The sequence below is a fragment of the Streptomyces sp. NPDC093149 genome, assembly GCF_044754145.1.
Taxonomy (GTDB): Bacteria; Actinomycetota; Actinomycetes; order Streptomycetales; family Streptomycetaceae; genus Streptomyces.
This window is the reverse complement of the sequence record NZ_JBIVON010000007.1, coordinates 62,697-85,112: the sequence shown is the minus strand read 5'-3', so window position 1 is coordinate 85,112 and position 22,416 is coordinate 62,697. Positions and strand designations below refer to the sequence as shown.

At 69.2% G+C, this 22,416-nt stretch carries 20 protein-coding genes and 1 riboswitch; of the genes, 5 read left to right on the top strand and 15 right to left on the bottom strand.

Translation table 11 applies throughout. From position 1 onward, the window contains the following. The first annotated feature begins 68 nt into the window (after positions 1 to 68). The gene (locus ACIQCZ_RS21825; RefSeq protein WP_402284318.1) at positions 69 to 1,322 is read left to right on the top strand and encodes a glycosyltransferase 87 family protein; all 1,254 of its coding nucleotides are present in this window, start codon (positions 69 to 71) and stop codon (positions 1,320 to 1,322) included. A 242-nt stretch (positions 1,323 to 1,564) separates the two neighbouring features. On the opposite strand, the gene ACIQCZ_RS21820 is transcribed toward ACIQCZ_RS21825, so the two are convergent. The 5 genes from ACIQCZ_RS21820 to ACIQCZ_RS21800 all read right to left on the bottom strand — a co-directional run bounded on the left by ACIQCZ_RS21820 (position 1,565) and on the right by ACIQCZ_RS21800 (position 7,043). Then, the gene (locus tag ACIQCZ_RS21820) at positions 1,565 to 2,803 is read right to left on the bottom strand and encodes a hypothetical protein (RefSeq protein ID WP_402284317.1); all 1,239 of its coding nucleotides are present in this window, start codon (positions 2,801 to 2,803) and stop codon (positions 1,565 to 1,567) included. Between the two features lie 17 nt (positions 2,804 to 2,820). Further along, a complete protein-coding gene (locus ACIQCZ_RS21815; RefSeq protein WP_402284316.1) occupies positions 2,821 to 3,852 on the bottom strand; it encodes an NlpC/P60 family protein in 1,032 nt (343 codons plus the stop codon). Between the two features lie 237 nt (positions 3,853 to 4,089). Beyond that, complete coding sequence (locus ACIQCZ_RS21810; RefSeq protein WP_402284313.1) at positions 4,090 to 5,118, bottom strand: NlpC/P60 family protein; 1,029 nt, start codon at positions 5,116 to 5,118, stop codon at positions 4,090 to 4,092. Between the two features lie 283 nt (positions 5,119 to 5,401). Continuing rightward, positions 5,402 to 6,763, bottom strand: coding sequence for an NYN domain-containing protein (locus ACIQCZ_RS21805; RefSeq protein WP_402284310.1), 1,362 nt, complete (start codon positions 6,761 to 6,763; stop codon positions 5,402 to 5,404). A 37-nt stretch (positions 6,764 to 6,800) separates the two neighbouring features. Continuing rightward, on the bottom strand, positions 6,801 to 7,043 hold the full coding sequence (locus ACIQCZ_RS21800; protein WP_351078249.1) for a hypothetical protein: 243 nt from the start codon (positions 7,041 to 7,043) through the stop codon (positions 6,801 to 6,803). A gap of 165 nt (positions 7,044 to 7,208) precedes the next feature. Between ACIQCZ_RS21800 and ACIQCZ_RS21795 the strand changes: the two genes are divergently transcribed. Together ACIQCZ_RS21795 and ACIQCZ_RS21790 are read left to right on the top strand one after the other, a co-directional pair. Then, the gene (locus ACIQCZ_RS21795; RefSeq protein WP_402284307.1) at positions 7,209 to 7,961 is read left to right on the top strand and encodes a rhomboid family intramembrane serine protease; all 753 of its coding nucleotides are present in this window, start codon (positions 7,209 to 7,211) and stop codon (positions 7,959 to 7,961) included. After that, positions 7,958 to 8,239, top strand: a complete 282-nt coding sequence (locus ACIQCZ_RS21790; RefSeq protein ID WP_093543818.1) for an Lrp/AsnC family transcriptional regulator — start codon at positions 7,958 to 7,960, stop codon at positions 8,237 to 8,239. The genes ACIQCZ_RS21795 and ACIQCZ_RS21790 overlap by 4 nt, the downstream gene beginning before the upstream one ends. Before the next feature lie 82 nt (positions 8,240 to 8,321). On the opposite strand, the gene ACIQCZ_RS21785 is transcribed toward ACIQCZ_RS21790, so the two are convergent. The 6 genes from ACIQCZ_RS21785 to ACIQCZ_RS21760 form a co-directional block, all read right to left on the bottom strand. After that, positions 8,322 to 9,698, bottom strand: coding sequence for an aminotransferase class V-fold PLP-dependent enzyme (locus ACIQCZ_RS21785; RefSeq protein ID WP_402284306.1), 1,377 nt, complete (start codon positions 9,696 to 9,698; stop codon positions 8,322 to 8,324). Between the two features lie 175 nt (positions 9,699 to 9,873). Beyond that, positions 9,874 to 9,991, bottom strand: a riboswitch (SAM riboswitch). Positions 9,992 to 10,238: 247 nt separating this feature from the next. Further along, positions 10,239 to 11,303 (bottom strand): anthranilate phosphoribosyltransferase, encoded by a 1,065-nt coding sequence (gene trpD, locus ACIQCZ_RS21780; RefSeq protein ID WP_402284304.1) that lies wholly within the window; start codon positions 11,301 to 11,303, stop codon positions 10,239 to 10,241. A gap of 124 nt (positions 11,304 to 11,427) precedes the next feature. Next, a complete protein-coding gene (locus tag ACIQCZ_RS21775) occupies positions 11,428 to 13,077 on the bottom strand; it encodes a cytochrome bc complex cytochrome b subunit (RefSeq protein ID WP_402284301.1) in 1,650 nt (549 codons plus the stop codon). Then, positions 13,074 to 14,126 (bottom strand): Rieske 2Fe-2S domain-containing protein, encoded by a 1,053-nt coding sequence (locus ACIQCZ_RS21770; RefSeq protein WP_402284299.1) that lies wholly within the window; start codon positions 14,124 to 14,126, stop codon positions 13,074 to 13,076. The genes ACIQCZ_RS21775 and ACIQCZ_RS21770 overlap by 4 nt, the downstream gene beginning before the upstream one ends. After that, the gene (locus tag ACIQCZ_RS21765) at positions 14,123 to 14,932 is read right to left on the bottom strand and encodes a c-type cytochrome (protein WP_402284296.1); all 810 of its coding nucleotides are present in this window, start codon (positions 14,930 to 14,932) and stop codon (positions 14,123 to 14,125) included. The genes ACIQCZ_RS21770 and ACIQCZ_RS21765 overlap by 4 nt, the downstream gene beginning before the upstream one ends. Positions 14,933 to 14,994: 62 nt before the next feature. Further along, positions 14,995 to 15,615, bottom strand: a complete 621-nt coding sequence (locus ACIQCZ_RS21760; protein WP_114244128.1) for a heme-copper oxidase subunit III — start codon at positions 15,613 to 15,615, stop codon at positions 14,995 to 14,997. 187 nt (positions 15,616 to 15,802) lie between these two features. On the opposite strand from ACIQCZ_RS21760, the gene ACIQCZ_RS21755 reads away from it, so the two are divergent. Further along, entirely contained in the window at positions 15,803 to 16,201 is a 399-nt protein-coding gene (locus ACIQCZ_RS21755) for a hypothetical protein (RefSeq protein WP_351078266.1), read from the top strand. Positions 16,202 to 16,291: 90 nt separating this feature from the next. Here ACIQCZ_RS21755 and ACIQCZ_RS21750 read toward each other — a convergent pair whose 3' ends face one another. The 4 genes from ACIQCZ_RS21750 to coxB form a co-directional block, all read right to left on the bottom strand. Beyond that, positions 16,292 to 17,548 carry an Ig-like domain-containing protein gene (locus ACIQCZ_RS21750; RefSeq protein ID WP_402284292.1) on the bottom strand — a complete coding sequence of 419 codons (1,257 nt, stop codon included), beginning with the start codon at positions 17,546 to 17,548 and terminating at the stop codon, positions 16,292 to 16,294. 118 nt (positions 17,549 to 17,666) lie between these two features. Next, on the bottom strand, positions 17,667 to 18,065 hold the full coding sequence (locus ACIQCZ_RS21745) for a cytochrome c oxidase subunit 4 (protein ID WP_391740050.1): 399 nt from the start codon (positions 18,063 to 18,065) through the stop codon (positions 17,667 to 17,669). Further along, on the bottom strand, positions 18,062 to 19,798 hold the full coding sequence (ctaD, locus tag ACIQCZ_RS21740) for a cytochrome c oxidase subunit I (RefSeq protein WP_351078273.1): 1,737 nt from the start codon (positions 19,796 to 19,798) through the stop codon (positions 18,062 to 18,064). The genes ACIQCZ_RS21745 and ctaD overlap by 4 nt, the downstream gene beginning before the upstream one ends. Continuing rightward, entirely contained in the window at positions 19,795 to 20,757 is a 963-nt protein-coding gene (gene coxB / locus ACIQCZ_RS21735; protein WP_376209748.1) for a cytochrome c oxidase subunit II, read from the bottom strand. The genes ctaD and coxB overlap by 4 nt, the downstream gene beginning before the upstream one ends. A gap of 270 nt (positions 20,758 to 21,027) precedes the next feature. Between coxB and ACIQCZ_RS21730 the strand changes: the two genes are divergently transcribed. Beyond that, entirely contained in the window at positions 21,028 to 22,410 is a 1,383-nt protein-coding gene (locus ACIQCZ_RS21730) for a cysteine desulfurase/sulfurtransferase TusA family protein (protein WP_402284289.1), read from the top strand. Positions 22,411 to 22,416: the final 6 nt, after the last annotated feature.

Sequence of the window (22,416 nt, the reverse complement as noted above, 5' to 3'; positions counted from 1 at the left end):
CGCGCACCGACATGACGGGCATCATGACCCCTCGTACGAGCACCCATCGACGAACGGACGAGGCGGTCATGACGGGATCGGCCGGCGCGCGGCCCGCACTCGCGGTGTGGATCCTCACCAGGGTCGCGCTGCTGCTCTGCGTCACCGAGGTGATCACGCTGCCGGGCCCGGACGTGACCAGCGATGTCTCGGTGATCTACCACGGCTGGTCCGAGATCCTGAAGAGCGGTACGTATCCCCGGTCCGACGTCACCTGGCAGTACCCGCCCCTCGCCGCGCTCGCCGTCCTCTCCCCCGCCCTGCTGCCCTTCCTGGGGTACGCCTCGGCCTTCTTCGTCCTCGCATTCCTGTGCGACGGGCTGGTACTGGGGCTGCTGCTGTACGCGGGCCGCCGGACCGGACGGCGGGCGGTGGGCGCCTGGGTGTGGGTGGCGGGGGTTCCACTGCTCGGCACGACCGCGTACGCCCGTTACGACGTGATGGTGACGGCGGTGGCGGTGGCGGCGCTGCTGGCGGGGGCACGGCAGCCGAGGGTGCTGGGAGCGCTGGCCGCCGTCGGTGCGCTGCTCAAGGTGTGGCCGGTGCTGATCCTGGCCGGTACCCCACGTGGGCCCCGGACACGCCGGGCGTGGACGGCCGCGACGGTGACGGCGGCCGGGCTGCTCCTGGTCTGCACCCTGGCGATGCCCGGTGCGCTGGCCTTCCTCGGCTTCCAGCGCGACCGGGGCACCGAGGTCGAGTCGCTCGGGGCGCTGGTCTTCCATGTGTGGCGGCGGTTCGGCTGGCAGGGCCGGGTGGAGCTGCACTACGGCTCGCTGGAGTTCCTGGGGCCGTATGTGCCGCTGGTGAGCGCGCTCGCCCTCGGTCTGTCCGTCGTCGCCTTCGGCTGGCTGCTGGTGTGGCGGCTGCGGGCCCGCGACTTCCGGGCGAGCACCCCGGCCGACGCGGCGTTCACGGCGGTGCTGCTGTTCACCACCACCAGCCGGGTGATCAGTCCTCAGTACATGCTGTGGCTGGTCGGACTGGCGGCGGTCTGCCTGGTCTTCCGCGACAGCCGGATAGTGCTGCCGACCGGTCTGGTGCTGCTCGCCACGGGCCTCACGCAGTGGGAGTTCCCGTTCGGGTTCGTCCATGTGGTGGGCGGTGACACGACGGGCCTGACGCTGATGTTCCTGCGCAACGGCCTGCTGGTCGCGGCGACGCTGGTCGCCTGCAGGCGGCTGTGGCGGCAGACGGTGGTGTCCGGGACGGCGCGCGAGGGCCGCGAGGCACCGTCCGCCCGGCCGGACACCGGCCGGGAGGCGGAGCCCGTCGGCTCCTGAATCCCGCGCCGCGCTCAGAGCCTGTCGGGTGACCTTCGATCGCAGAGCGGACGCGGTGCGGTGCGTGCGATTCCAAGGAGCGGGGACGGCCTCGGACGGGGTCTCCCCTGCTCCTTGAGAGCTCGGGGAAGGAGCTGCCAGGCCATTTCGGCAACGCCGGAGGGGGTCCCCCTGACCCTCAAGGCCTTGGGGGAGTGCGTGCCACGCCGTGGCTTCCCGAGCAGAGGTCGCCCGACAGGCTCTCAGCCGAGCAGGGAGCGCAGGGACTCCCGCCACTGTGCCGTGAAGTCCTGCGGGGTCGTGGCGAGCACCTCCTGCATGGCCTGCTCCACCGCCCCGTCCCGTCCCGGGTGCCCTCCGACGGCGCGGTAGAACGCGAGCAGCTTCTTCTCGCCCCAGTGGTCGGCGATCAGCTCGCAGGCCAGCCAGCCGCCCTCGTACGCCTGCGCCAGGCGCGCGGAGTCGCCCGCGAAGCCGAAGTCCTCGTCCGTGGGGAGCTCGGCGGGAAGATCGCCGCGCCGGACGGCGGCGGCCAGTTCGGGCGCGGCCTGTACGGCCGTACGGTGCTCGGTGCGGTAGGCCACCCAGTCGGCGAAGCCCTCGGAGAGCCAGGTCGGGGTGGCGGCGGAGGTGTCGGCGCGGGTGGCGACATGGGTGATCTCGTGGGTGAGGACGATCCGCTGCCCGAGGGTGCCGAGCATGCCGTACGCCTGCGGATTGACGATCACCCGGTCCGCGGGGGCCCGGTCCGGACCGCCGGTCCGCCCGGTGGTGACGGCCGCGATGCCCCGGTAGTTCGCCGCCGGTGCCCCCAGCAGACCCGCCATGTCCTCCACGGTGTGCGGTACGAGCACCAGCACGCGCCCGGCCCATCGCCGCGGCCACGCGCCGGAGACGGCGGGCACCGCACGGTCCGCGGTCCGGGCGATACGGCGCAGCTCCTCCTGCGTGCGGCCGACACCGAGGACAAGGCTGTGTCTTCCGCGTACCACCTGGACATCGCCCTGCTGCCAGAGCAGCCCGCCGCCGTCCGCCGCCCGGTCGTCGGCGATGTACCAGCGGCCGTCGGCCCCGTCCCGTCGCAGGTCGAGCACCCGGTCCGCGGAGACCGGGGCGGCGTCGTACCCCGCGATCCGGTAGCTCAGCCGGACATCCGCCGTGACCCGGTCGGTGCTCTGCTCCCTCACGTCGGTCAGCCGGTACGTCCATGAGGCCAGCGGTACGTCCGCGAGGTTGTCCAGCTCCCGCCGCTGGGCCGTGCGCAGTCCGGTGGCGCTCGGGTCCACTGCGGACAGATAGGCGTCCGGGTCGTGGTGCAGGACGGCGGCGGCCCGGCGGTCCAGTACGGCGCGGACGCCTCGGGCGGTGGAATCCGGGGCGGACCCGTCGTCGGGGGCCGCGCAGGCGGAGGCGAGCAGCAGCCCGGCGAGCAGCGCTCCCGCCGTGCGCCGTCCCGCGATGCGTCCCCGCCTGTCCGTCACCCGGTCGAGGGTACGGGTCAGACGCGGGTGACCGAGGAGACGGGCATCATTCCGACGGGGTCGTAGCGCACCGGGGCACCCGGGTACGGCGCGTGGATCACCTGGCCGTTCCCGACGTACATCCCGATGTGGCCGGCGTCCGCGCGGTAGGCCACCAGGTCGCCGGGGCGGGCCTCGGAGAGCGGCACCATGCGTCCCGCGTACCGCTGGGCCTGCGAGGTGCGCGGCAGGCTCACCCCGGCCTGGGCGTACGCCCACTGCATCAGCCCGGAACAGTCGAATCCGGCGGGTCCGTCGGCACCCCAGACGTACGGACGGCCCAGTGCCCGGCGGACCGCCATGACGGCGACGGCGGCCCGCGCCGAGCCGGCCGGCAGACCGGCCGTCACCGGGAACACGTCGCCGCGTCCGGAGCGAGAGGCGCGTTCGAAGGCCGCCCGGTCGGCACGGGGCAGCGCGTCCAACAACTGCCTGGCCTGGGCGAGTTTGCGTTCGACGGTGCGTTTGTGGCGGGTGACGGCAGCCCGGTTGCGCTCCAGTTCGGCCAGCGCCCGGTCGGCCTCCGCGCGGGTCTGTACGAGCCCGCGCCGGGTCTGCTGCAGTTCCCGCAGCTCGGTCGCCTGACGCTCGGTCAGGCGTTCCAGCGTGGCGGCCCGGTCGAGGTAGCTGTCCGGGTCGGAGGAGAACAGCAGGGCGAGCGAGGGGTCCAGGCCGCCCGAGCGGTACTGCGCCCCCACCACCGAACCGAGCGCCGTCCGCATCCGGTTGAGACGTTCCTGGCCCCGGGCCGCCCGGTCCCGGGCCCGGTTCACCTCGCCGCGCAGCCGGTCGGCGTTCTCACCGGCCGCGTTGTACTGCTCGGTGGCCCGCTCGGCCTCGCCGTACAGCCGGTCGACCCTGGCCCTGGCGGCCCCGGGACCGTCCTGCGGGTCGGCGTTCGCGGTGGCCGCCCCGAGCGTGGCGGCCGCGGTGGCCGCCGCGGCCGACAGAACGGTGATCCGGGCGCCCCGGCTGAGGCCGGGCTGTGTGGAACGGCGATGGGACACCACGGACGCCGTACTCCCTTCCGCTGTGCGCAGATGTGCGCAGCCCCTGCCGCCCGGGGCGGGCGGACCGACGACCGGGAGCCGCGCAGCAGGCAGACAGTAGTCGGGCGGTCACGGAGCGACCAGGTACCGCGCCGGGCGGACGGGCGTCGAAAACAGCTGCGCCCCGGCGGTGACCTGTGGTCTCCGTCGGGGCGCACTGTCTGTGCGGGGCGCGGGAATTCGCCCGTTCGGGCGTCGTCAGCCGACGCGCACGCCGAACTGGAAGCTGCCGATGGTGTTCATCGACTCGTAGCGGACGAACGTGCCCGGGTACGGGGCGTGCAGGACGGTGTTGTTGCCCGCGTAGAGGCCCACGTGCTCGGTGTTGTTGAAGAAGACCAGGTCGCCGGGCTTCAGCGCGCTGCGCCCGATGTGGACACCGTCGTTGACCTGGGTGTACGTGACCCGGGAGATACTGACGTTGGCCTGGGCGTAGGCCCACTGGGTCAGCCCGGAGCAGTCGTAGGCTCCGGGACCGACGCCGCCCCGTTGGTACGGCTTGCCCTCCTGGGTGGCGGCGGCGTTCAGGGCGGCGGCACCCCAGGCGGAGGCGGGGACCTCCTTGCCCAGCTCGACCCGGTCGCTGGCGGCGCGGCTGGCACGCTGCTCGTCCTGGCGCATCTTCGTGCGCTCGGCTTCGGTCAGCGTGTTGAGCAGGCGCTGCGCCTCGGACAGCTTGTCCTGGAGCTTCTTCTTCTTCGCGCCGAGCGTCTCGCGTACGTCCGCGAGATCACCGAGCTTGTCCTGGGCCTCCTTGCGCTCCTGCGCGAGGACCCGCTGCTTCTCCTGGATCTTCCCCAGGGTCTCGGTCTGCTTGGCCGTCAACTGGTCGAGGGCCGAGGCCTCGTCGAGGAAGGTGTCCGGGTTGGACGAGAGGAAGAGCTGCACCGACGGGTCGATGCCACCGGAGCGGTACTGGGCGGCGGCGAGCGAACCGAGGCCGTTGCGCAGGTTGTTGATCTCCTGCTGGCCGCGGGCCACCTTGTCCTGCAGCGCGCCGACTTCCTTCTCCAGCTTCTGCTGCTTCTCCTTGGCGCCGTAGTACTGCTCATTGGCCGCGCCGGCCTCGTGGTTGAGCTTCTCGATCTTCGCCTTGACCTCGCTCTTGGAGGGCTTGGGGTCGGCGTGGGCTGCCTGGGAGGTCAGGGCGACGGCTGCGGCGGCGGTCGCGGTGAGCACGGTCACACGGGCGCGGCTCGGCTGCTTGGGACGGCGGTGGGACCCCACGAAGGCGAGCTCCTTCTTCCTCGAGCCGCCTACCGGGCTGTGGGGGGACTCGGTCCCCGGCTCCGTGCATGTCACGGACTCGGCGGCGCCTTCGCTGCCACCCCGGATGGGTGATCAACCGTGCGAAGGTTCGAGGCCCGACCCTAGTGACCAACTTGTGATCAGTTCAAATCCTCACAAGAAAAATCTCATCACAGGAGTACTTCTTTACTCACATCACACAGGGCGTAGCGGCGACCTGACGATGCGTTCCCTGATTTCCACCGAGTTCCGACAAGCACCACTAGACGCGCGAAAGGCGCTTCAGGAGCAAGACGGACGCAACGGGCCTGGCCCCCGCCTTCGCCACTCCGTCCGCCACTTCACGGTCGGTGGAGACCACCACGACGGGCCGGCCCGGCGGTTCGGCGCGGGCCAGTTGACGGATGAGTTCGTCGGCGGTGACACCGGGTTTGCTGAACAGCACGCGGACCCCTCGCGGCGGCGCGAGCAGGACCGGGGCCGCCAGTTCGGCCCCGTCGAAGACACAGGTCATCTCGGCGCCGGTCTGTGCCGCGAGCACCGCGAGACCGCCGAGCAGCCTCAGCCGCTGCTTCTCCAGCGGCAGCTGCGGATAGCCGGTCTTGGTGACGTTGTAGCCGTCCACGATCAGATGGGCCTGCGGCAGCGCGAGCAGCTGGTCGAGCAGAGCCGGATCGGTCTCCGAAAGGGCCCTGGCGGCAATGTCCTTGGGTGACATCCTGCCCGGCTCGACCGCGTCGACACTGTCCGCGGGGCGGATCGAGGAGGGCGGCAGCGCGAGTTCGCGACGGAGCCCGCCGGCCGCGTCCAGCACGGTGTCCAGCAGCAGCCGCAGCCGCATGTCCTCGACCGAGCGGCCCTCCCTGGCGGCCCTGCGGCCCGCCTCTACGGACGCCTCGGCCTCACCGAGCCGAGCCTTGAGCCGACGGGTCTCGCTCTCCGCCGCGGAGACCTGGGCGGCCGCCTCGGACCGTACGGTCTCGGTCTCGGCCCGGCTGCGGCGCAACGCGGCCTCGCCGCGCTTGACGTCGTTGACGGCGCTGCGCAGCTTGCGCTGAAGGGACTCGGCTTCCTTGCGTGCCGCGTCCAGCTCGACACGCAGTCGCTCGGTCTCGTTCTTCGTCTGGGAGCGGGCGTGGGCGAGTTCCTCGCGCAGCCGCTCCAGTTCGCGACGGCTCTCCTCGTCGGCACGCTCGGCGTCGGCGCGCTGGGCCTCCTCGCCGGCGGCGGCGACCAGCTTCACCCAGCCGGCCGGGCGCAGCACATACGCGGCGGCGGCCACATCGACGGGGTCGGCGGCGGCGGGCGGCGCACCGGCCTCCAGCGCGGCGGTCAGCTCCGGCTGCTCCTCCCTGAGCCGCTCGCCGATGCGCCGGCGGAACAGCGCGTCGCCCTCCAGGGCGGCCGCCATCGCATTGCCGGCGAACTTGGCGCGCCGGGTCGGGGTGAAGCGGGCGTACTGTCTCAGCTGAGCCGGGAGCTCGGTGATCGTCAGTCCGCCGAACGCGTCCGAGACCAGCGCGACGACCCGTCGTCGCACGCCTTCGGGCAGCGGGCGGTCGAGCGCCTCGACGGCGTCGCCGGCCGCCTCGGCCGACTCTGCGCCGCTAGCGGGCTGCTCCACCATCCGTCACCCCAAATCGTCTGTCCGCACGGCTCCGTCAGGAGTCGGCACCCGGCCTGTCCACCAGTTCGATCTGGTCCACCGCGTTGCACCAACGGCAGCGCACCGACTCGATGGTCTCACTGACCACCTCGCGTTCCTCGACGGTGGACTCCCCGGCCAGGTCGAGATGGACGTATTCGACGACCTTGGAGGAGCGGGTCACGTCGAAGCGCGTGAGATTTCCGCAGAGCGTGCAGCGCCAGCGGGTCCCATCGGTCATCTGCGGAACCGTCGTCATCGTTGCGTCCTCTTTCGTCGAGCCTCGTCGTGCCGCCTGCTTCAAGGATCTCGCGGTGCGCCGTCGAACTGCGGATGTCCTGCCGTAACCCTACGGCCTCACCGCGACCCCCCGACACGGCGAGGCGCTCTGTCCCGTTCCCTCCGCTTGCGTCATGCTCTGTTCATGATCGATCGGCGGGCTGCGGGCTCCGGATTGACCAGCGGACTCCTACGGACGGTCACCTCGCGCGGACCGGCGGTGACCTATGCCCTGATCGCCCTGTGCTGTCTGATCTTCCTGATCAGCCCGCTCTCCGGCTTCGACTCCTCCTACGCCACCGCCGACGCCCTGCTCGCCGCCCAGGCCGGGTACTTCGAACGGTGGGGCGTGATCCCGAGCGAGCTGTGGGACGGCTCCGCGCACGCTCTGCTCACCCCGCTCACCGCTCTCTTCGTGCACGGCAGCTGGCTGCACCTGCTGGGCAACATGCTCTTCCTGTACGTGTTCGGGGCGATGGCCGAGGAGCGCATGGGCCGTATCGAGTTCACCCTCTTCTACCTCGCGTGCGGCTATCTCGCCCTGGTCGCCTACGCCGCCGCGCACGCCACGTCCGACCAGACGCTCGTCGGCGCGTCGGGGGCGATCTCGGCGGTGCTCGGGGCCTTCCTGTACCTGTTCCCCAAGGCCCGGGTCACCAGCCTGTTCCCGTTCCTCTTCTTCCTGCCGCTGCGTTTCCCCGCCTGGATCGTGCTGATCTTCTGGTTCGTCCTGCAGTGGCTGGCGGTCCAGAGCGCGGGCAGCGGAGGGCCCGGGGTGGCCTATCTGGCCCATGTGGTCGGCTTCGCCCTCGGCTTCCTCTACGCCTGGGGACGTTATCGGCGTACGGATAGAGTGAAGACTCCAGCCACGGCCACCGAGGGAGAAAGCCAGCCGTGATCACCGCGATCGTGCTCATCAAAACCAGCGTGGACCGGATTCCCGAGATCGCCGAGGCCATCGCCGCGCTGGACAGCGTCAGCGAGGTCTTCTCGGTCACCGGTACGTACGACCTGATCGCCATGGTCCGGGTGGCCAAGCACGACGATCTGGCGGACGTCATCCCCGGGCGGATCAGCAAGATCCCCGGCGTCGAGGCCACCGACACGCACGTGGCCTTCCGTACGTACTCGCAGCATGACCTGGAGGCCGCCTTCGCCATCGGCCTCGACGCGTAGACACACCCTCCTTACGGCGTAACGCTCCGGCGGGGGAAGGGCCGTTCGAGCGCCCGTCCCCCGCCGAAGCGTTGCGCACGCGTCAGAGCTGCGCCGCTCCCCGGTCCGGGACGCAGCGGCCGCCCTCGGTGCGGTACTTCCACTGAGCCCCCTTGCTCACCAGCTCCCCGACCGCGCGGACGAAGCGCTCGATGTGCTCGTCCGGCGTACCGGCGCCGAAGCTCACCCGGATCGCGTTCAGGGGGAGCTCACCCGGCTCGGCCTCCGGCGCGCCGCACTCGCCGACCTCCTGCGGGTCACTGCCGAGCAGGGTACGGACCAGCGGATGGGCGCAGAACAGGCCGTCGCGGACCCCGATGCCGTACTCGGCGGAGAGTGCGGCGGCGAAGTGCGAGCTGTTCCATCCCTCCACCACGAACGAGATCACGCCGACCCGCGGGGCGTCGTCGCCGAACAGCGAGAGCACCTTGACCTCGGGGACGTCGGCGAGACCGGCCCGGACCGCGGCGACGAGGTGCTGCTCCCGGGCGACGAGGCGGTCGAAGCCCGCCTCGGTGAGCGCCTTGCAGGCGGAGGCGATGGAGTACACGCCGATGACATTGGGGGAACCGGCCTCGTGGCGGGCCGCGGTGGAGTGCCACTCGACCTCCACCCCGCCGTCGGTACGGCGGGCGACCTTGCGGGAGGCACCGCCGCCGGCCAGGTACGGCTCGGCGTTCTGCAGCCAGTCGGCCCGGCCCGCGAGCACACCCGAGCCGAACGGCGCGTACAGCTTGTGCCCGGAGAAGGCCACCCAGTCGACGTCCAGCTCGGCGATGTCGACGGGGTGGTGCGGGGCGAGCTGCGCGGCGTCCAGCACGATCCGGGCACCGTGTGCGTGCGCGGCAGCCGCCAGTTCCTTGACCGGCCACAGCTCACCGGTGACGTTGGAAGCACCGGTCACGCAGACCAGCGCGGGGCCGTAGGGGTCACGGTCGGCGAGCGCGCGCTCCAGCGTCTCGACGGCCTGCGCCGGGGTGCGCGGAGCGTTCAGATAGGTCACCCGGGCGTCGCGCCACGGCAGCAGGGAGGCGTGGTGCTCGGTCTCGTAGACGAAGACCTGGCAGTCGGCGGGGACGACGGCGGCCAGCAGGTTGAGGGAGTCGGTGGTCGACCGGGTGAAGATCACCTGATCGTCCGCGCGGCAGCCGAGGAACTCGGCGACGGTCGCGCGGCTGTTCTCGAAGAGGTCCGTGGAGAGCTGCGAGAGGTACCCGGCGCCACGGTGGACGCTGCCGTAGTACGGGGCGTACGCGGCGACGTCGTCCCAGACGCGCTGGAGAGCCGGGGCACTGGCGGCGTAGTCGAGCGCCGCATAGGTGACTTCACCACCCGTGACCAGCGGAACCGTTACATCCTTACCCAGAACCGGCAGAGGGGCACAAAGCGACTGGTCGGCGGCAGCGGTGAAGACAGACATGGCGAACTCCCGTAAGAGGCAGGCGAATTGCATGCGCCGACGGATACGCGGCAGCGCAGCGGAAAGTGAAAAAGGGGGTGCGGAGGAGGGCTGAGAAGCCCTATCGCATTCGCGTGCTCACAAGAGACTCCCTAGGGACCAGGACCCCGGGGGTTGGCATTCACAGATGCCGAGGGGCCCGCGCTTGCCGCAGACCTCGCTGCCTACGGCCTGGTCTTCACCCGGGGCACCCCGCCACGGACGGAGGGTTGCCGGACAGCGGGCCGGGGCCGTAGTCGCTGTCACTCATGACCTGCGCAGCATCTTGCCATACGTACAAGAACGCGCAAGGCGCGGTCCAGGATCCGGACCGCGCCCCACGTCACCCGACAGGCTCTCAGAGCCTGTCGGGTGGCCTCGGATCGGATGGCGGGCGCGGTCTGGTGCGTGCGATTCCGAGGCGGAGGAGGGAGTCGACGCGGAGCGTCGGCGACCGACGACGACGCGGGAAGCGTGCGTGCCAGGGCGTGGCCGCCCGGTCGGAGGCCACCCGACAGGCTCTCAGGCGTTGCTGACCGCCACCCAGCGCTCCAGCGCGCGCCGCGCCGCACCGGAGTCGATGGACTCGGCGGCCTTCGCGATCCCGGCGGCGATCTGCTCGTTCAGCGTGCCGTCCGTCGGGTCCAGGGCGACCAGTGCGGCCGCCGAGTTGAGCAGCACGGCCTCCCGTACGGGCCCGTGCTCGCCGGCCAGCACCCGGCGCGCCACATCCGCGTTGTACGAGGCGTCGGCGCCGCGCAGCGCCTGTGCCGGCACCAACTGAAGGCCGACGTCGCGCGGGTCGAACGCCTCCTCGCGCACCGATCCGTCCCGGACCACCCAGACGCGCGAGGTAGCGGTCGTCGTCAGCTCGTCCAGGCCGTCGTCACCGCGGAAGACCAGCGCGGAGTTGCCGCGCTCCGCGAGGACGCCCGCGACGATCGGCGCCATCCGCAGATCGGCCACGCCGATGGCCTGCGAGCGCACCCTGGCCGGGTTGGTGAGCGGTCCGAGGATGTTGAAGGTGGTCTGGGCACCGAGCTCCTTGCGGGCCTTGGCCGCGTACCGCAGGGCGGGGTGGAACTTCACCGCGAAGCAGAAGGTGATGCCCGCCTCCTCGGCCACCTCGACCACCCGCTGCGCACTGAGCTCCAGATTGACGCCGAGCTTCTCCAGCACGTCGGAGGAACCGCTCGCCGAGGAGGAGGCGCGGTTGCCGTGCTTGACGACCTTGGCACCGGTGCCCGCGATGACGATCGCCGACATCGTGGAGATGTTGACCGTCTTGGCGAGATCGCCGCCGGTGCCGACGATGTCGACCGTGCGACCGGGCACGTGGATGGTGTTGGCGTGCTCGTACATCGCACGCACCAGGCCCGACACCTCGTCGACCGTCTCGCCCTTGGCACGCAGGGCCACCGCGAAACCGGCGATCTGCACATCGCTCGCCTCGCCGCTCATGATGCGGTCCATCGCCCACGCGGTGTCCTCCGCGGTCAGGTTCTCGCCGCGCAGCAGGGGGCTCAGCAGGCCGGGCCAGGAACGGTCCGCCACGCTGTCGCCGCCGACCGGGGTCACAACGTTCATGGTCCGCTCCTGGGGTCCACAGCCGAAAAAAGGGGTAAGGCCCACCCTATCGAGCGCCGCGGACAGCGAAGAGCCCCGTCCATCGGATGGACGGGGCTCCTGCTGTGGCGATCAGTTCAGGCGATCAGTGGTGACCGTGGCCGCTGGTGATCTCCTTGTACTCCTCGACGGTGGGCTTGGCGATCTGGTTGTTCTCGCCGTAGTAGCCCTTGCTGAGCCTGGCCCGCAGCTTCTGCAGGGCGGACACCTTGCGCTCGACACCGTTCTCGTCGACCGTCGGGCCGATCTCGACCGGCTTGTACTGCTCGTGCGCGGTGAGCGTGTGCAGCTGCTCGGGACCGAGCGGCTCGTGGATCTCGACGAACTCACCGTGCGGCAGGCGCTTGATGATGCCGGACTCGCGTCCGTGCAGCACCTTCTCCTTGTCGCGGCGCTGGAGGCCGAGGCAGATCCGCCGGGTGGCGACGAACGCGATGACCGGGCCCACGAAGATGAAGATCCGGACGAACCAGGAGATGGCGTTCAGCGACAGGTGGAAGTGCGTGGCCCACAGGTCGTTGCCACCGCCGATGAAGACGATGACGTACTCGGTGATCCAGGCGACACCGAAGGCCGTCCGGGTCGGAGCGTTGCGCGGGCGGTCCAGGATGTGGTGCTCGCGCTTGTCCCCGGTGACCCAGGACTCGACGAACGGGTAGACCGCGATGATCGCGAGCACCAGTCCGAAGGCCATCAGCGGGATGAACACACCCAGGACGAGCGTGTGACCCCAGAGGTTGATCTCCCAGCCGGGCATCACTCGGATCAGACCCTCGGCGAAGCCCATGTACCAGTCGGGCTGGGCACCGGTGGACACCTGGTCCGGGCGGTACGGGCCGATGGCCCAGATCGGGTTGATCGACGCGATGGCCGCGATGACGGCGATGATGCCGAAGACCAGGAAGAAGAAGCCACCGGCCTTCGCCATGTACACCGGCAGCAGCGGCATACCGACGACGTTCTTGTTGGTGCGGCCCGGACCCGCGAACTGCGTGTGCTTGTGGTAGAAGACCAGGATCAGGTGCGCCACCAGCAGGCCGAGCATGATGCCCGGCAGCAGCAGGATGTGGATCGAGTAGAACCGGGCGACGAAGTCGTGACCGGGGAACTCTCCGCCGAACAGGAACATCGAGATGTACGTGCCGACGATCGGCATCGACAGGATCGCGCCCTGGGTGAAGCGGACACCCGTACCGGACAGCAGGTCGTCCGGGAGCGAGTAGCCGGTGAAGCCGGTGAACATACCCAGCACGAACAGCAGGAAGCCGAACAGCCAGTTGATCTCACGCGGCTTGCGGAACGCACCCGTGAAGAAGACGCGCATCATGTGCACGAACATGCCGGCCAGGAAGATCAGCGCGGCCCAGTGGTGGATCTGCCGGACCAGCAGACCACCGCGGACGTCGAAGCTGATGTCCAGCGTCGAGGCGTAGGCCTCGGACATCCGGATGCCCTGCATCGGCTCGTACGAGCCGTGGTACACGACCTCGTTCATGCTCGGGTGGAAGAACAGCGTCAGATACACACCCGTGAGGATGATGATGATGAAGCTGTAGAGGGCGATCTCACCGAGCATGAAGGACCAGTGGTCCGGGAAGATCTTGCGCATGTTGGCCTTGGCCAGGGAGTAGATCCCGAGCCGGCCGTCCGCCCAGTCGGCCACCCGCTCACCGGCGGGCGCCTTGCGATTGCCCGGTGCGGCGGCACCGGACGGGTTGGTGGTCGCAGTACTCATCCGCGCTCCCAGAATGCAGGACCGACGGGCTCTTCGAAGTCACCGAGCGCCTCGAGGTTGCCCTCGCTGTTGACACCGATCCGCAGCTGCGGAAGGGCGTGACCGGCCGGACCGAAGATGACGCGGGCGCCGTCGGAGAGGTCGAAGGTGGACTGGTGGCACGGGCAGAGCACGTGGTGCGTCTGCTGCTCGTACAGGCTGATCGGGCAGCCGACGTGCGTGCAGATCTTGGAGAAGGCCACGATTCCCTCGTGGGCCCACTCGCGCTCGCGCTTGTCCTTGATGTTCTGCGGCTCGATGCGGATGATCATCAGCGCGGCCTTGGCGATCTGATTCTGGAAGTCCTCCGCGTCCTCCGACAGGCCCTCGGGCATGGCGAAGGTCAGCGAACCGACGGCGACGTCCTCGGGACGCAGCGGCTCCATCGTGTTCATGTTGATGAGCTGCTTGCCCTTGGCCCACAGGGTGTTGCGGAGCTTCTTCTCCGGCAGCGGACCGAGGTCGCGCAGCAGCATCACCCCGGAGAGCGGCACCAGGGCCAGCGCACCGAACATGGTGTTGCGGATCAGCTTGCGCCGGCCGAACGCGGACTCCTCGGCACCTGCCGCGAAGTCGGCGAGAACCTTCGCCTTGACCTCCGGCTCGGCCTCGATGGCGTGCCGGTCGTCGGCGACCTCCACGTCGGACATCAGGGTGCGCGCCCAGTGGACGGCACCCGCGCCGATCGTGAAGAGGGCCACGCCCAGGGTCAGACCCAGGGAGAAGTTGAGCGCGCTCACATGGCCGAAGGGCCAGATGTACACGATCTTGTCGACCGGGAAGATGACGTACGAGGCGATGAAGCCGATCGTCGCCAGCATGGACAGCGTGAACATGAATGCCACGGCGCGCTCGGAGCGCTTCGCGGCCCGCTCGTCGATGTCCTGGATGCGCGGCTTGTGGGCCGGCAGCCCCGGGTCGGCGAACGGGTCGTCCGCGACCTCTACCGCGACGTGCGCGGTGCCCTGCTCAGCGGGCAGGTTCTCGTCTGGAATCTCTTGGCTACTCATGACTTCTTGGCCTTAGCGGTGTGGGCCGCGACCCAAATGGCAACTGCGATCAGTGCGCCGAGTCCGAAGATCCAGGCGAACAGGCCCTCGCTGACCGGCCCCAGGCCGCCCAGCGTGAGACCGCCCGGGTTCTCGGTCTGGGCGCCGTTCACGGTCTGGACGTACGCGATGATGTCCCGCTTCTGCTGCTCGGGCATCGTCGTGTCCGGGAAGGACGGCATGCTCTGCGGGCCGGTCTGCATGGCCTCGTAGAGGTGCTTCGGGCTCACGCCTTCGAGGCTGGGCGCGTACTTGCCGTTCGTCAGCGCACCACCCTGGCCGGTGAAGTTGTGGCACTGCGCGCAGTTGGTGCGGAACAGTTCGCCACCCTTGGCGATGTCCGCGCCTTCAGGGCTGACCTGGCTCTTGGTCGGAACGATCGGACCGGCGCCGAGCGACGCGACGTACGCCGCGAGCTGGTCGATCTCGGCCTGGCTGTAGATGACCTTCTTCTTCGGTACCTGGGCACCCGGCTGCTGCGCCGGCATGCGTCCCGTACCGACCTGGAAGTCCACGGCGGCGGAGCCCACGCCGACCAGGCTCGGCCCGTCGGTGGTGCCCTGACCGCCGGTTCCGTGGCAGCTGGCGCAACCGACGGAGTACAGCTTCTTGCCCTCGTCGATGGCAAGGGACTGGGCGGTGTCGTCGGCCTGCGCCTTACTCGCGGGCGCAAACGCGGCGTACAGCCCCCCAGTGGCCGCCAGCGCGAGGAGTAGTACGACGACCGCCGCCAACGGATGGCGTCGTCGTGCGGAGAGCTTTTTCACGGATTACCCCGGTGTCAGGATCTTCTGCGTCGATGCTGGATGTGGTTCGGGTTCGAGCCCGGTTACTTGATCATGTAGATCGTGGCGAAGAGGCCGATCCACACGACATCGACGAAGTGCCAGTAATAGGACACGACGATGGCGGCGGTCGCCTGTTCGTGGGTGAACCTCTTGGCTGCGTACGTCCTGCCCAGAACGAGCAGGAAGGCGATGAGCCCGCCTGTCACGTGCAGCCCGTGGAAGCCGGTCGTCAGGTAGAACACCGAGCCGTACGGGTCCGAGGACAGCGAGAGGCCGTCCTTCTTCACCAGCTCGGTGTACTCGAAGACCTGGCCTCCGATGAAGATCGCACCCATCACGAAAGTGATCACGAACCAGGTACGGAGCTTCTTCACGTCGCCCCGCTCCGCGGCGAAGACGCCGAGCTGGCAGGTGAGTGAGGAGAGCACCAGGATCGTGGTGTTCGTCGCGGAGAACGGGAAGTTCAGGGCCGAAGCCATTTCCTTCCAGTGGTCCGGTCCCGTCACCGATCGCAGGGTGAAGTACATCGCGAAGAGGGCCGCGAAGAACATCAGCTCGGAACTCAACCAGATGATGGTTCCGACGCTGGTGAGGTTCGGTCGATTGACCGACGGGTGCGCGTGCCCGGTTTCTACTGTCGTTGCTGTCGCCACGACCGACATTATGTCGGTCCCTTATCCCGCCCTCACTCCGGGGGGTGCCGTTCGGTGTGTCAACAGGGTGTGCCCTCCCCGAACAGCCCATGAATCCGCCGTCCCGGGCGGTGCTGACAGGCCATCGGGCGGAGTACGATCCGCGCATCGGTTCATGCCCGGAAAGCCCCGAAGACACAGATGTCACGGAGGAACAATGCAGCCGACCGCCACGGTCCTGGTCTACAGCGACGACGCCAACACCCGTGAGCAGGTGAGGCTGGCAGCCGGGCGCAGGCCGGCTGCCGACGTGCCACCGGTGGAGTTCCTCGAGTGCGCCACCCTGCCCGCCGTCCTTGAGGCACTGGACAACGGCGGCATCGATGTCTGCGTGCTGGACGGCGAGGCGGCGCCCGCGGGCGGTATGGGCGTCTGCCGTCAGATCAAGGACGAGATCTTCCACTGCCCGCCCGTCCTGCTGCTGATGGGGCGCCCGCAGGATGCCTGGCTGGCCACGTGGAGCCGTGCGGACGCCGCGGTGACCCTGCCGGTCGAGCCGGTCGAGTTCGCGGACGCCCTGGCCGCTCTGCTGCGCAACAGGCTCTGCATGGCCTGAGGCCCGCCGCGGATCCGTCCGCGGCCCCGCTGAGAGCCTGTCGGGAGGCCACCCGACAGGCTCTGAGGGGCGGCGCACCCCCCGGGCCGGTCAGACCTCGGGGCGCAGTCGCGCCGCCTGGATCGTGTCCGTGCGGTCCGGAGCGGTGTTGTTCTGCAGCGCGCTGCCCTTCAGCCATTTGGCCCAGGAGAGGTTCCAGTCGCCGTAGCCGTTGTCGAACGGCGTCATCGTCGCGCCCTGGCTGCCGACGACCTGGACGATGTCGCCCGTGCGCACGGTGTTGTAGAACCACTCGGCCAGGCCGGTGGTCATCCCCGTACAGCCGTGGCTGACGTTCGCGTACCCCTGCGAACCGGTGGACCAGGGGGCCGCGTGCACGTACTCGCCGCTCCACGTCACGCGCGTCGCGTAGTAGACCATCAGGTCGTACGAGTCGGACGAGTTCTCCGAGATGCCGATCGTCTCACCGCGCATGCGTACGGCGTATTCCTTGGCCAGCACGACCTTGACACCGTTTCGGGTGGCGAAGCCCGGTTTGCCGGTGGTCACCGGAATGGTGTTGATCACCTTCCCGTCGCGCTTGACCGTCATCGTGTGCGCGGCGGCGTCGGTGATGGCCTCGATGCGGTCGCCGGTGGTGAGCCTCAGCGCCTTCGTGGGGGCCCCGTACAGGCCGCCGGTGACCTTGACCCCGGCCAGGCCGCTGGTGACGTCGATGGTGGCCCTGGCGGGCCAGTACTCCTCGGGGCGGTAGTGCAGGGTCTTGTCGTCGACCCAGTACCAGGAGCCGGTCACGGCGGGCGTGGAACGGACCCGCAGCGCGCGCTCCACGATGGCCCTGGACGCCTTGTCCTTGATCGGAGCGCTGAGTTCGGCCGTGATGGGCTGTCCGACGCCGTAGGTGCCCGCCTGAGGTCCGAAGGCGACCTTCAGGAACTTCTTGGCGGAGGTGGTCCCGAAGGAGAGCGTACGGCTGCCCGGATCGCCGTCGCCGTCCTCCATGCTGACCCGGACCGTGTAGCGGGTACCCGCGGCGAGCGGGGAGGTGGCGTGCCAGCGCCTCCCGTCGGCGTCGAGCTCGCCCGCCAGATGGCGTCCCGCCGCGTCCACGGCCGTGACGTCCGTGATCCGGCCGTCGTCACCGTCGACAGTGAGTTCGAGCGGCTTGTCGGAGTCGACCTTCTCGTCGCCGTCGGAGACGTTGGCGGAGATCTCGTCCACGGCGTCGTACGGTTTCGCCGCGAGCGGGTGGCCGTCGGACCCCCCGCACGCGGTCACACCTGCGACCAGGGTCACGACCAGCAGAGTGCAGCTCACTACGGGGCGGAAGCGCGGCGTGTGGTTCATGCACACACGCTATGAAGATTCATCCCTATAAGCGCGCTATGTGACTCCAAACGGGGGGCCTGTACTTCTTCTGGTGGAGAAGTACAGGCCCCCCGTCAGGTGGAGCGGTGACGCCAGGTCACTGGGTGCGGTTCTCACCGCGGTAGTACTCGAAGACCCAGCCGAACAGACCGATCAGGATGACCGGGGTCGAGAAGTAGAGCAGCCACCAGCCGAAGACGATGCCCAGGAAGGCCATGGCGCCGCCGATCGCCAGCGCGAGCGGCTGCCAGCTGTGCGGGGAGAAGAACCCCACCTCGCCGGCCTCGTCCGCGACATCGGCTTCCTTGTTGTCCTGGGCCATGGCGTCGACCCGCCTGGCCGTGAAGGCCAGGTAGAAGCCGATCATGACGCTCAGGCCGAAGGCCAGGAAGAGCGCGGTGGTACCGGCCGGCTCCTTCGACCACACGCCGTACGTGATGGCCATGGCGAGCATGAAGACGCTCAGCCAGATGAACATCTTGCCCTGGATCTTCACTTGCCGGCCTCCTTGCCACCAGCGAGGGCCTTGTCATCCTCGGAGTGGTGCTCCAGCTGCTCGAGCGCCGCGATCTCCGGGTGATGCAGGTCGAACGCCGGGGACTCGGAACGGATCCGCGGCAGGGTGAGGAAGTTGTGCCGCGGCGGCGGGCAGGAGGTCGCCCACTCCAGCGAACGGCCGTAGCCCCACGGGTCGTCGACCTCGACCTTCTTGCCGTACTTGGCGGTCTTCCACACGTTGTAGAAGAACGGCAGCATCGACAGACCGAGCAGGAACGAGGAGATGGTCGAGATCGTGTTCAGCGCGGTGAAGCCGTCCGCGGCGAGGTAGTCCGCGTAACGACGCGGCATGCCCTCGGCACCCAGCCAGTGCTGCACCAGGAACGTGCCGTGGAAGCCCACGAACAGCGTCCAGAACGTGATCTTGCCGAGCCGCTCGTCCAGCATCTTGCCGGTGAACTTCGGCCACCAGAAGTGGAATCCGGAGAACATCGCGAAGACCACGGTGCCGAAGATGACGTAGTGGAAGTGCGCGACGACGAAGTACGAGTCCGAGACGTGGAAGTCCATCGGGGGCGACGCCAGGATCACACCGGTCAGACCACCGAAGGTGAAGGTGATCAGGAAGCCGACGGCCCAGAGCATCGGTGTCTCGAAGGACAACGATCCCTTCCACATCGTGCCGATCCAGTTGAAGAACTTCACACCGGTCGGCACCGCGATGAGGAATGTCATGAACGAGAAGAACGGCAACAGCACACCGCCGGTGACGTACATGTGGTGAGCCCACACGGTCACGGAGAGGCCCGCGATGGCGATCGTCGCGCTGATCAGACCGATGTAGCCGAACATCGGCTTTCGACTGAACACCGGAATCACTTCGGAAATGATTCCGAAGAATGGCAGAGCGATGATGTACACCTCTGGATGGCCGAAGAACCAGAAGAGGTGTTGCCAGAGCAATGCGCCGCCGTTGGACGCGTCGAACACATGCGCACCGAACTTGCGGTCGGCCTCCAGCGCGAAGAGCGCGGCGGCGAGAACCGGGAAGGCCAGCAGGACCAGCACACCGGTCAGCAGGACGTTCCAGACGAAGATCGGCATGCGGAACATCGTCATGCCGGGAGCACGCATGCAGATGATCGTGGTGATGAAGTTGACCGAACCGAGGATCGTGCCGAAGCCGGAGAAGGCCAGACCCATGATCCACATGTCGGCGCCGACACCCGGCGAACGGACCGCGTCCGAGAGCGGGGAATAGGCGAACCAGCCGAAGTCGGCCGCACCCTGCGGGGTGAGGAAGCCGGCCACCGCGATGAGCGAGCCGAAGAGGTACAGCCAGTACGCGAACATGTTCAGCCGCGGGAACGCCACGTCGGGCGCGCCGATCTGCAGCGGCATGATCCAGTTCGCGAATCCGGCGAACAGCGGCGTCGCGAACATCAGCAGCATGATCGTGCCGTGCATCGTGAACGCCTGGTTGAACTGCTCGTTCGACATGATCTGCGTGCCGGGACGGGCCAGCTCGGCGCGCATGATGAGCGCCATCAGACCGCCGATGCAGAAGAACACGAACGACGTGACCAGGTACATCGTGCCGATCGTCTTGTGGTCAGTGGTGGTCAGCCACTTGATGACGACGTTTCCCGGCTGCTTGCGCCGGACCGGCAGCTCGTCCTCGTACGAGTCGTCTGCTGCCGCGGCACCCTGAGGTTCGTTGAGGATGCTCACAGTTTGTTCGTCTCCGCATTCCTGGCCGGGTCAGTCTGCGCGATACCGGCCGGCACGTAGCCCGTCTGGCCCTTCTTCGCCAGCTCCTTGAGGTGCGCCTGGTAGCGCTCCGGGGAGACGACCTTGACGTTGAAGAGCATCCGGGAGTGGTCGACGCCACAGAGCTCGGCGCACTTGCCCATGAAGGTGCCCTCCTGGTTGGGAGTCACCTCGAAGGCATTGGTGTGGCCCGGAATGACGTCCTGCTTCATGAGGAACGGCACCACCCAGAAGGAGTGGATGACGTCACGCGAAGTCAGAACGAAGCGGACCTTCTCGCCCTTCGGCAGCCACAGGGTCGGACCCGGGTTGCCGTTCTGCGGGTTCCGCGTCCCGGGGATGCCGTAGTCGTAGACGCCGCCAGCACCCTTGGGGAAGTCCTTCCGGAACCTGTCCGGGATGGCGTCCAGTTCCTTGGGGATCTTGTTGCCCGTGGAGGGCGAGCCTTCCACGTTCTCGATGTAGTTGAATCCCCAGCTCCACTGGTAGCCGACCACGTTGATGGTGTGGGCGGGCTTGGGGGAGAGCGTGAGGAGCTTCGATTCATCGCGCGCGGTGAAGTAGAACAACACCGAGACGATGATCAGAGGGACCACGGTGTACAACGCCTCGATGGGCATGTTGTACCTGGTCTGCGTAGGAACCTCGACCTTGGTGCGGCTGCGCCGGTGGAAGATGACGCTCCACAGGATCAGACCCCAGACCAGCACGCCCGTGGCGAGCGCTGCCGCCCACGAGCCCTGCCAGAGGGAAAGGATCCGTGGCGCCTCTTCCGTTACCGGCGTAGGCATACCAAGACGGGGGAAGTCCTTGTATGTGCAACCGGTGGCGGTCGCCAGGACCAGGCCCGCAGTCAGCACCTGCGGCAGCTTCCGCCGCATCGGGCGCCGCGACGAGCGGTCGGAGCCGTTGGGACTCACGTAGCGCCTTCCCGAGAGTCTCGCCCGCGCGGTCGGCGCGGCCGTCTTTCTGGTCGGTCGCCGCCCTGACGCGGGCAGGGGTTTGGATGTTTATGCGGACCAAACCCTACTGGACGCTATTTGGGGTCGCGCGGGGAGGGTGCCCAACGCGCCGTCCGACACCCCGAAGGGGTGGAGTACGGGCCCGAGGCAGCCATCTGACGCCCCCTCTCCTGGGCGCGCGGGCGGCCCGTCACCGGGTGGCGGCCCGGCGCGGGCTAGCGTGGCCGTGTGCCCTACTTCGACGCCGCTTCCTCCGCTCCCCTGCACCCCGTCGCCCGCCAGGCTCTGCTTGCCGCGCTGGACGAGGGGTGGGCCGACCCGGCCAGGCTCTACCGCGAGGGACGCCGGGCCCGGCTGTTGCTGGACGCGGCCCGGGAGGCCGCCGCGGAGGCCGTGGGGTGCCGCCCGGACGAGCTCACGTTCACTCCTTCGGGGACGCGCGCGGTGCACTCGGGAGTTTCCGGGGCCCTCGCGGGACGTCGGCGTGTCGGCCGCCATCTGGTCTTCTCCGCGGTCGAACACTCCTCCGTGCTTCATTCGGCCGCCGCCCACGAGGCCCAGGGCGGATCGGTCTCCGAGGTCGTCGTGGACCGGTCGGGGGCGGTGAGCGCGGCGACGTACGCGCAGGCGCTGCGCGAGGACACCGCGCTGGCCTGTCTGCAGTCCGCCAATCACGAGGTCGGCACCGAACAGCCGGTGGCCGAGGTCGCGGAGGCCTGCCGGGCGGCGGGGGTGCCGCTGCTGGTGGACGCCGCCCAGTCGCTGGGCTGGGGGCCGGTGCCGGGCGGCTGGTCGCTGCTGGCGGCGAGCGCGCACAAGTGGGGCGGTCCCTCGGGGGTCGGGCTGCTGGCGGTGCGCAAGGGGGTGCGGTTCGCGGCTCAGGGCCCGGCCGACGAGCGCGAGTCGGGGCGGGCCGCGGGGTTCGAGAACATCCCGGCGATCGTGGCCGCTGCGGCTTCGCTGCGGGCGGTGCGGGCGGAGGCGGCGGCCGAGTCCGTACGGCTGCGGGCCCTGGTGGACCGCATCAGGGCCCGGGTGCCGCAACTGGTGCCCGATGTGGAGGTGGTCGGCGATCCGGTGCGGCGGCTGCCGCATCTGGTGACGTTCTCCTGTCTCTATGTCGACGGAGAGACCCTGCTCCATGAACTGGACCGCTGCGGATTCTCCGTGTCGTCCGGTTCCTCCTGCACCAGCAGCACGCTGACCCCGAGCCATGTGCTCAGGGCCATGGGGGCGCTGTCGGAGGGGAATGTACGGGTGTCGCTGCCGACCGGCACCACGGACGAGGATGTCGACCGCTTCCTGGGCGTACTGCCCCGGGTGGTGGCAGAGGTACGGGAGAGGCTGGGGGCGCCCGTCTCGGCTCCCCCCTCCCCCGCCGCGTCCGCGTCCCTGGTGGTCGACGCCCTCGGGAAGCGCTGCCCGGTCCCCGTGATCGAGCTCGCGAAGGTGATCGGGGACGTACCGCTGGGCGGGACGGTGACCGTGCTCTCCGACGACGAGGCGGCGCGGCTGGACATCCCGGCCTGGTGCGCGATGCGCGACCAGGAGTACGTGGGCGAGGAGCCGGCGGACCGCGGCTCGGCCTATGTGGTCCGCCGGCTGACCTGAGACTCC

Coding starts and splice junctions, on each gene's coding strand:
- ACIQCZ_RS21775 (WP_402284301.1), bottom strand. CDS start 13,077: ATGAGTACTGCGACCACCAACCCGTCCGGTGCCGCCGCACCGGGCAAT.
- ACIQCZ_RS21800 (WP_351078249.1), bottom strand. CDS start 7,043: ATGACGACGGTTCCGCAGATGACCGATGGGACCCGCTGGCGCTGCACG.
- trpD (WP_402284304.1), bottom strand. CDS start 11,303: ATGAACGTTGTGACCCCGGTCGGCGGCGACAGCGTGGCGGACCGTTCC.
- ACIQCZ_RS21825 (WP_402284318.1), top strand. CDS start 69: ATGACGGGATCGGCCGGCGCGCGGCCCGCACTCGCGGTGTGGATCCTC.
- ACIQCZ_RS21750 (WP_402284292.1), bottom strand. CDS start 17,548: ATGAACCACACGCCGCGCTTCCGCCCCGTAGTGAGCTGCACTCTGCTG.
- ACIQCZ_RS21760 (WP_114244128.1), bottom strand. CDS start 15,615: ATGTCGGTCGTGGCGACAGCAACGACAGTAGAAACCGGGCACGCGCAC.
- ACIQCZ_RS21785 (WP_402284306.1), bottom strand. CDS start 9,698: ATGTCTGTCTTCACCGCTGCCGCCGACCAGTCGCTTTGTGCCCCTCTG.
- ACIQCZ_RS21795 (WP_402284307.1), top strand. CDS start 7,209: ATGATCGATCGGCGGGCTGCGGGCTCCGGATTGACCAGCGGACTCCTA.
- ACIQCZ_RS21770 (WP_402284299.1), bottom strand. CDS start 14,126: ATGAGTAGCCAAGAGATTCCAGACGAGAACCTGCCCGCTGAGCAGGGC.
- ACIQCZ_RS21755 (WP_351078266.1), top strand. CDS start 15,803: ATGCAGCCGACCGCCACGGTCCTGGTCTACAGCGACGACGCCAACACC.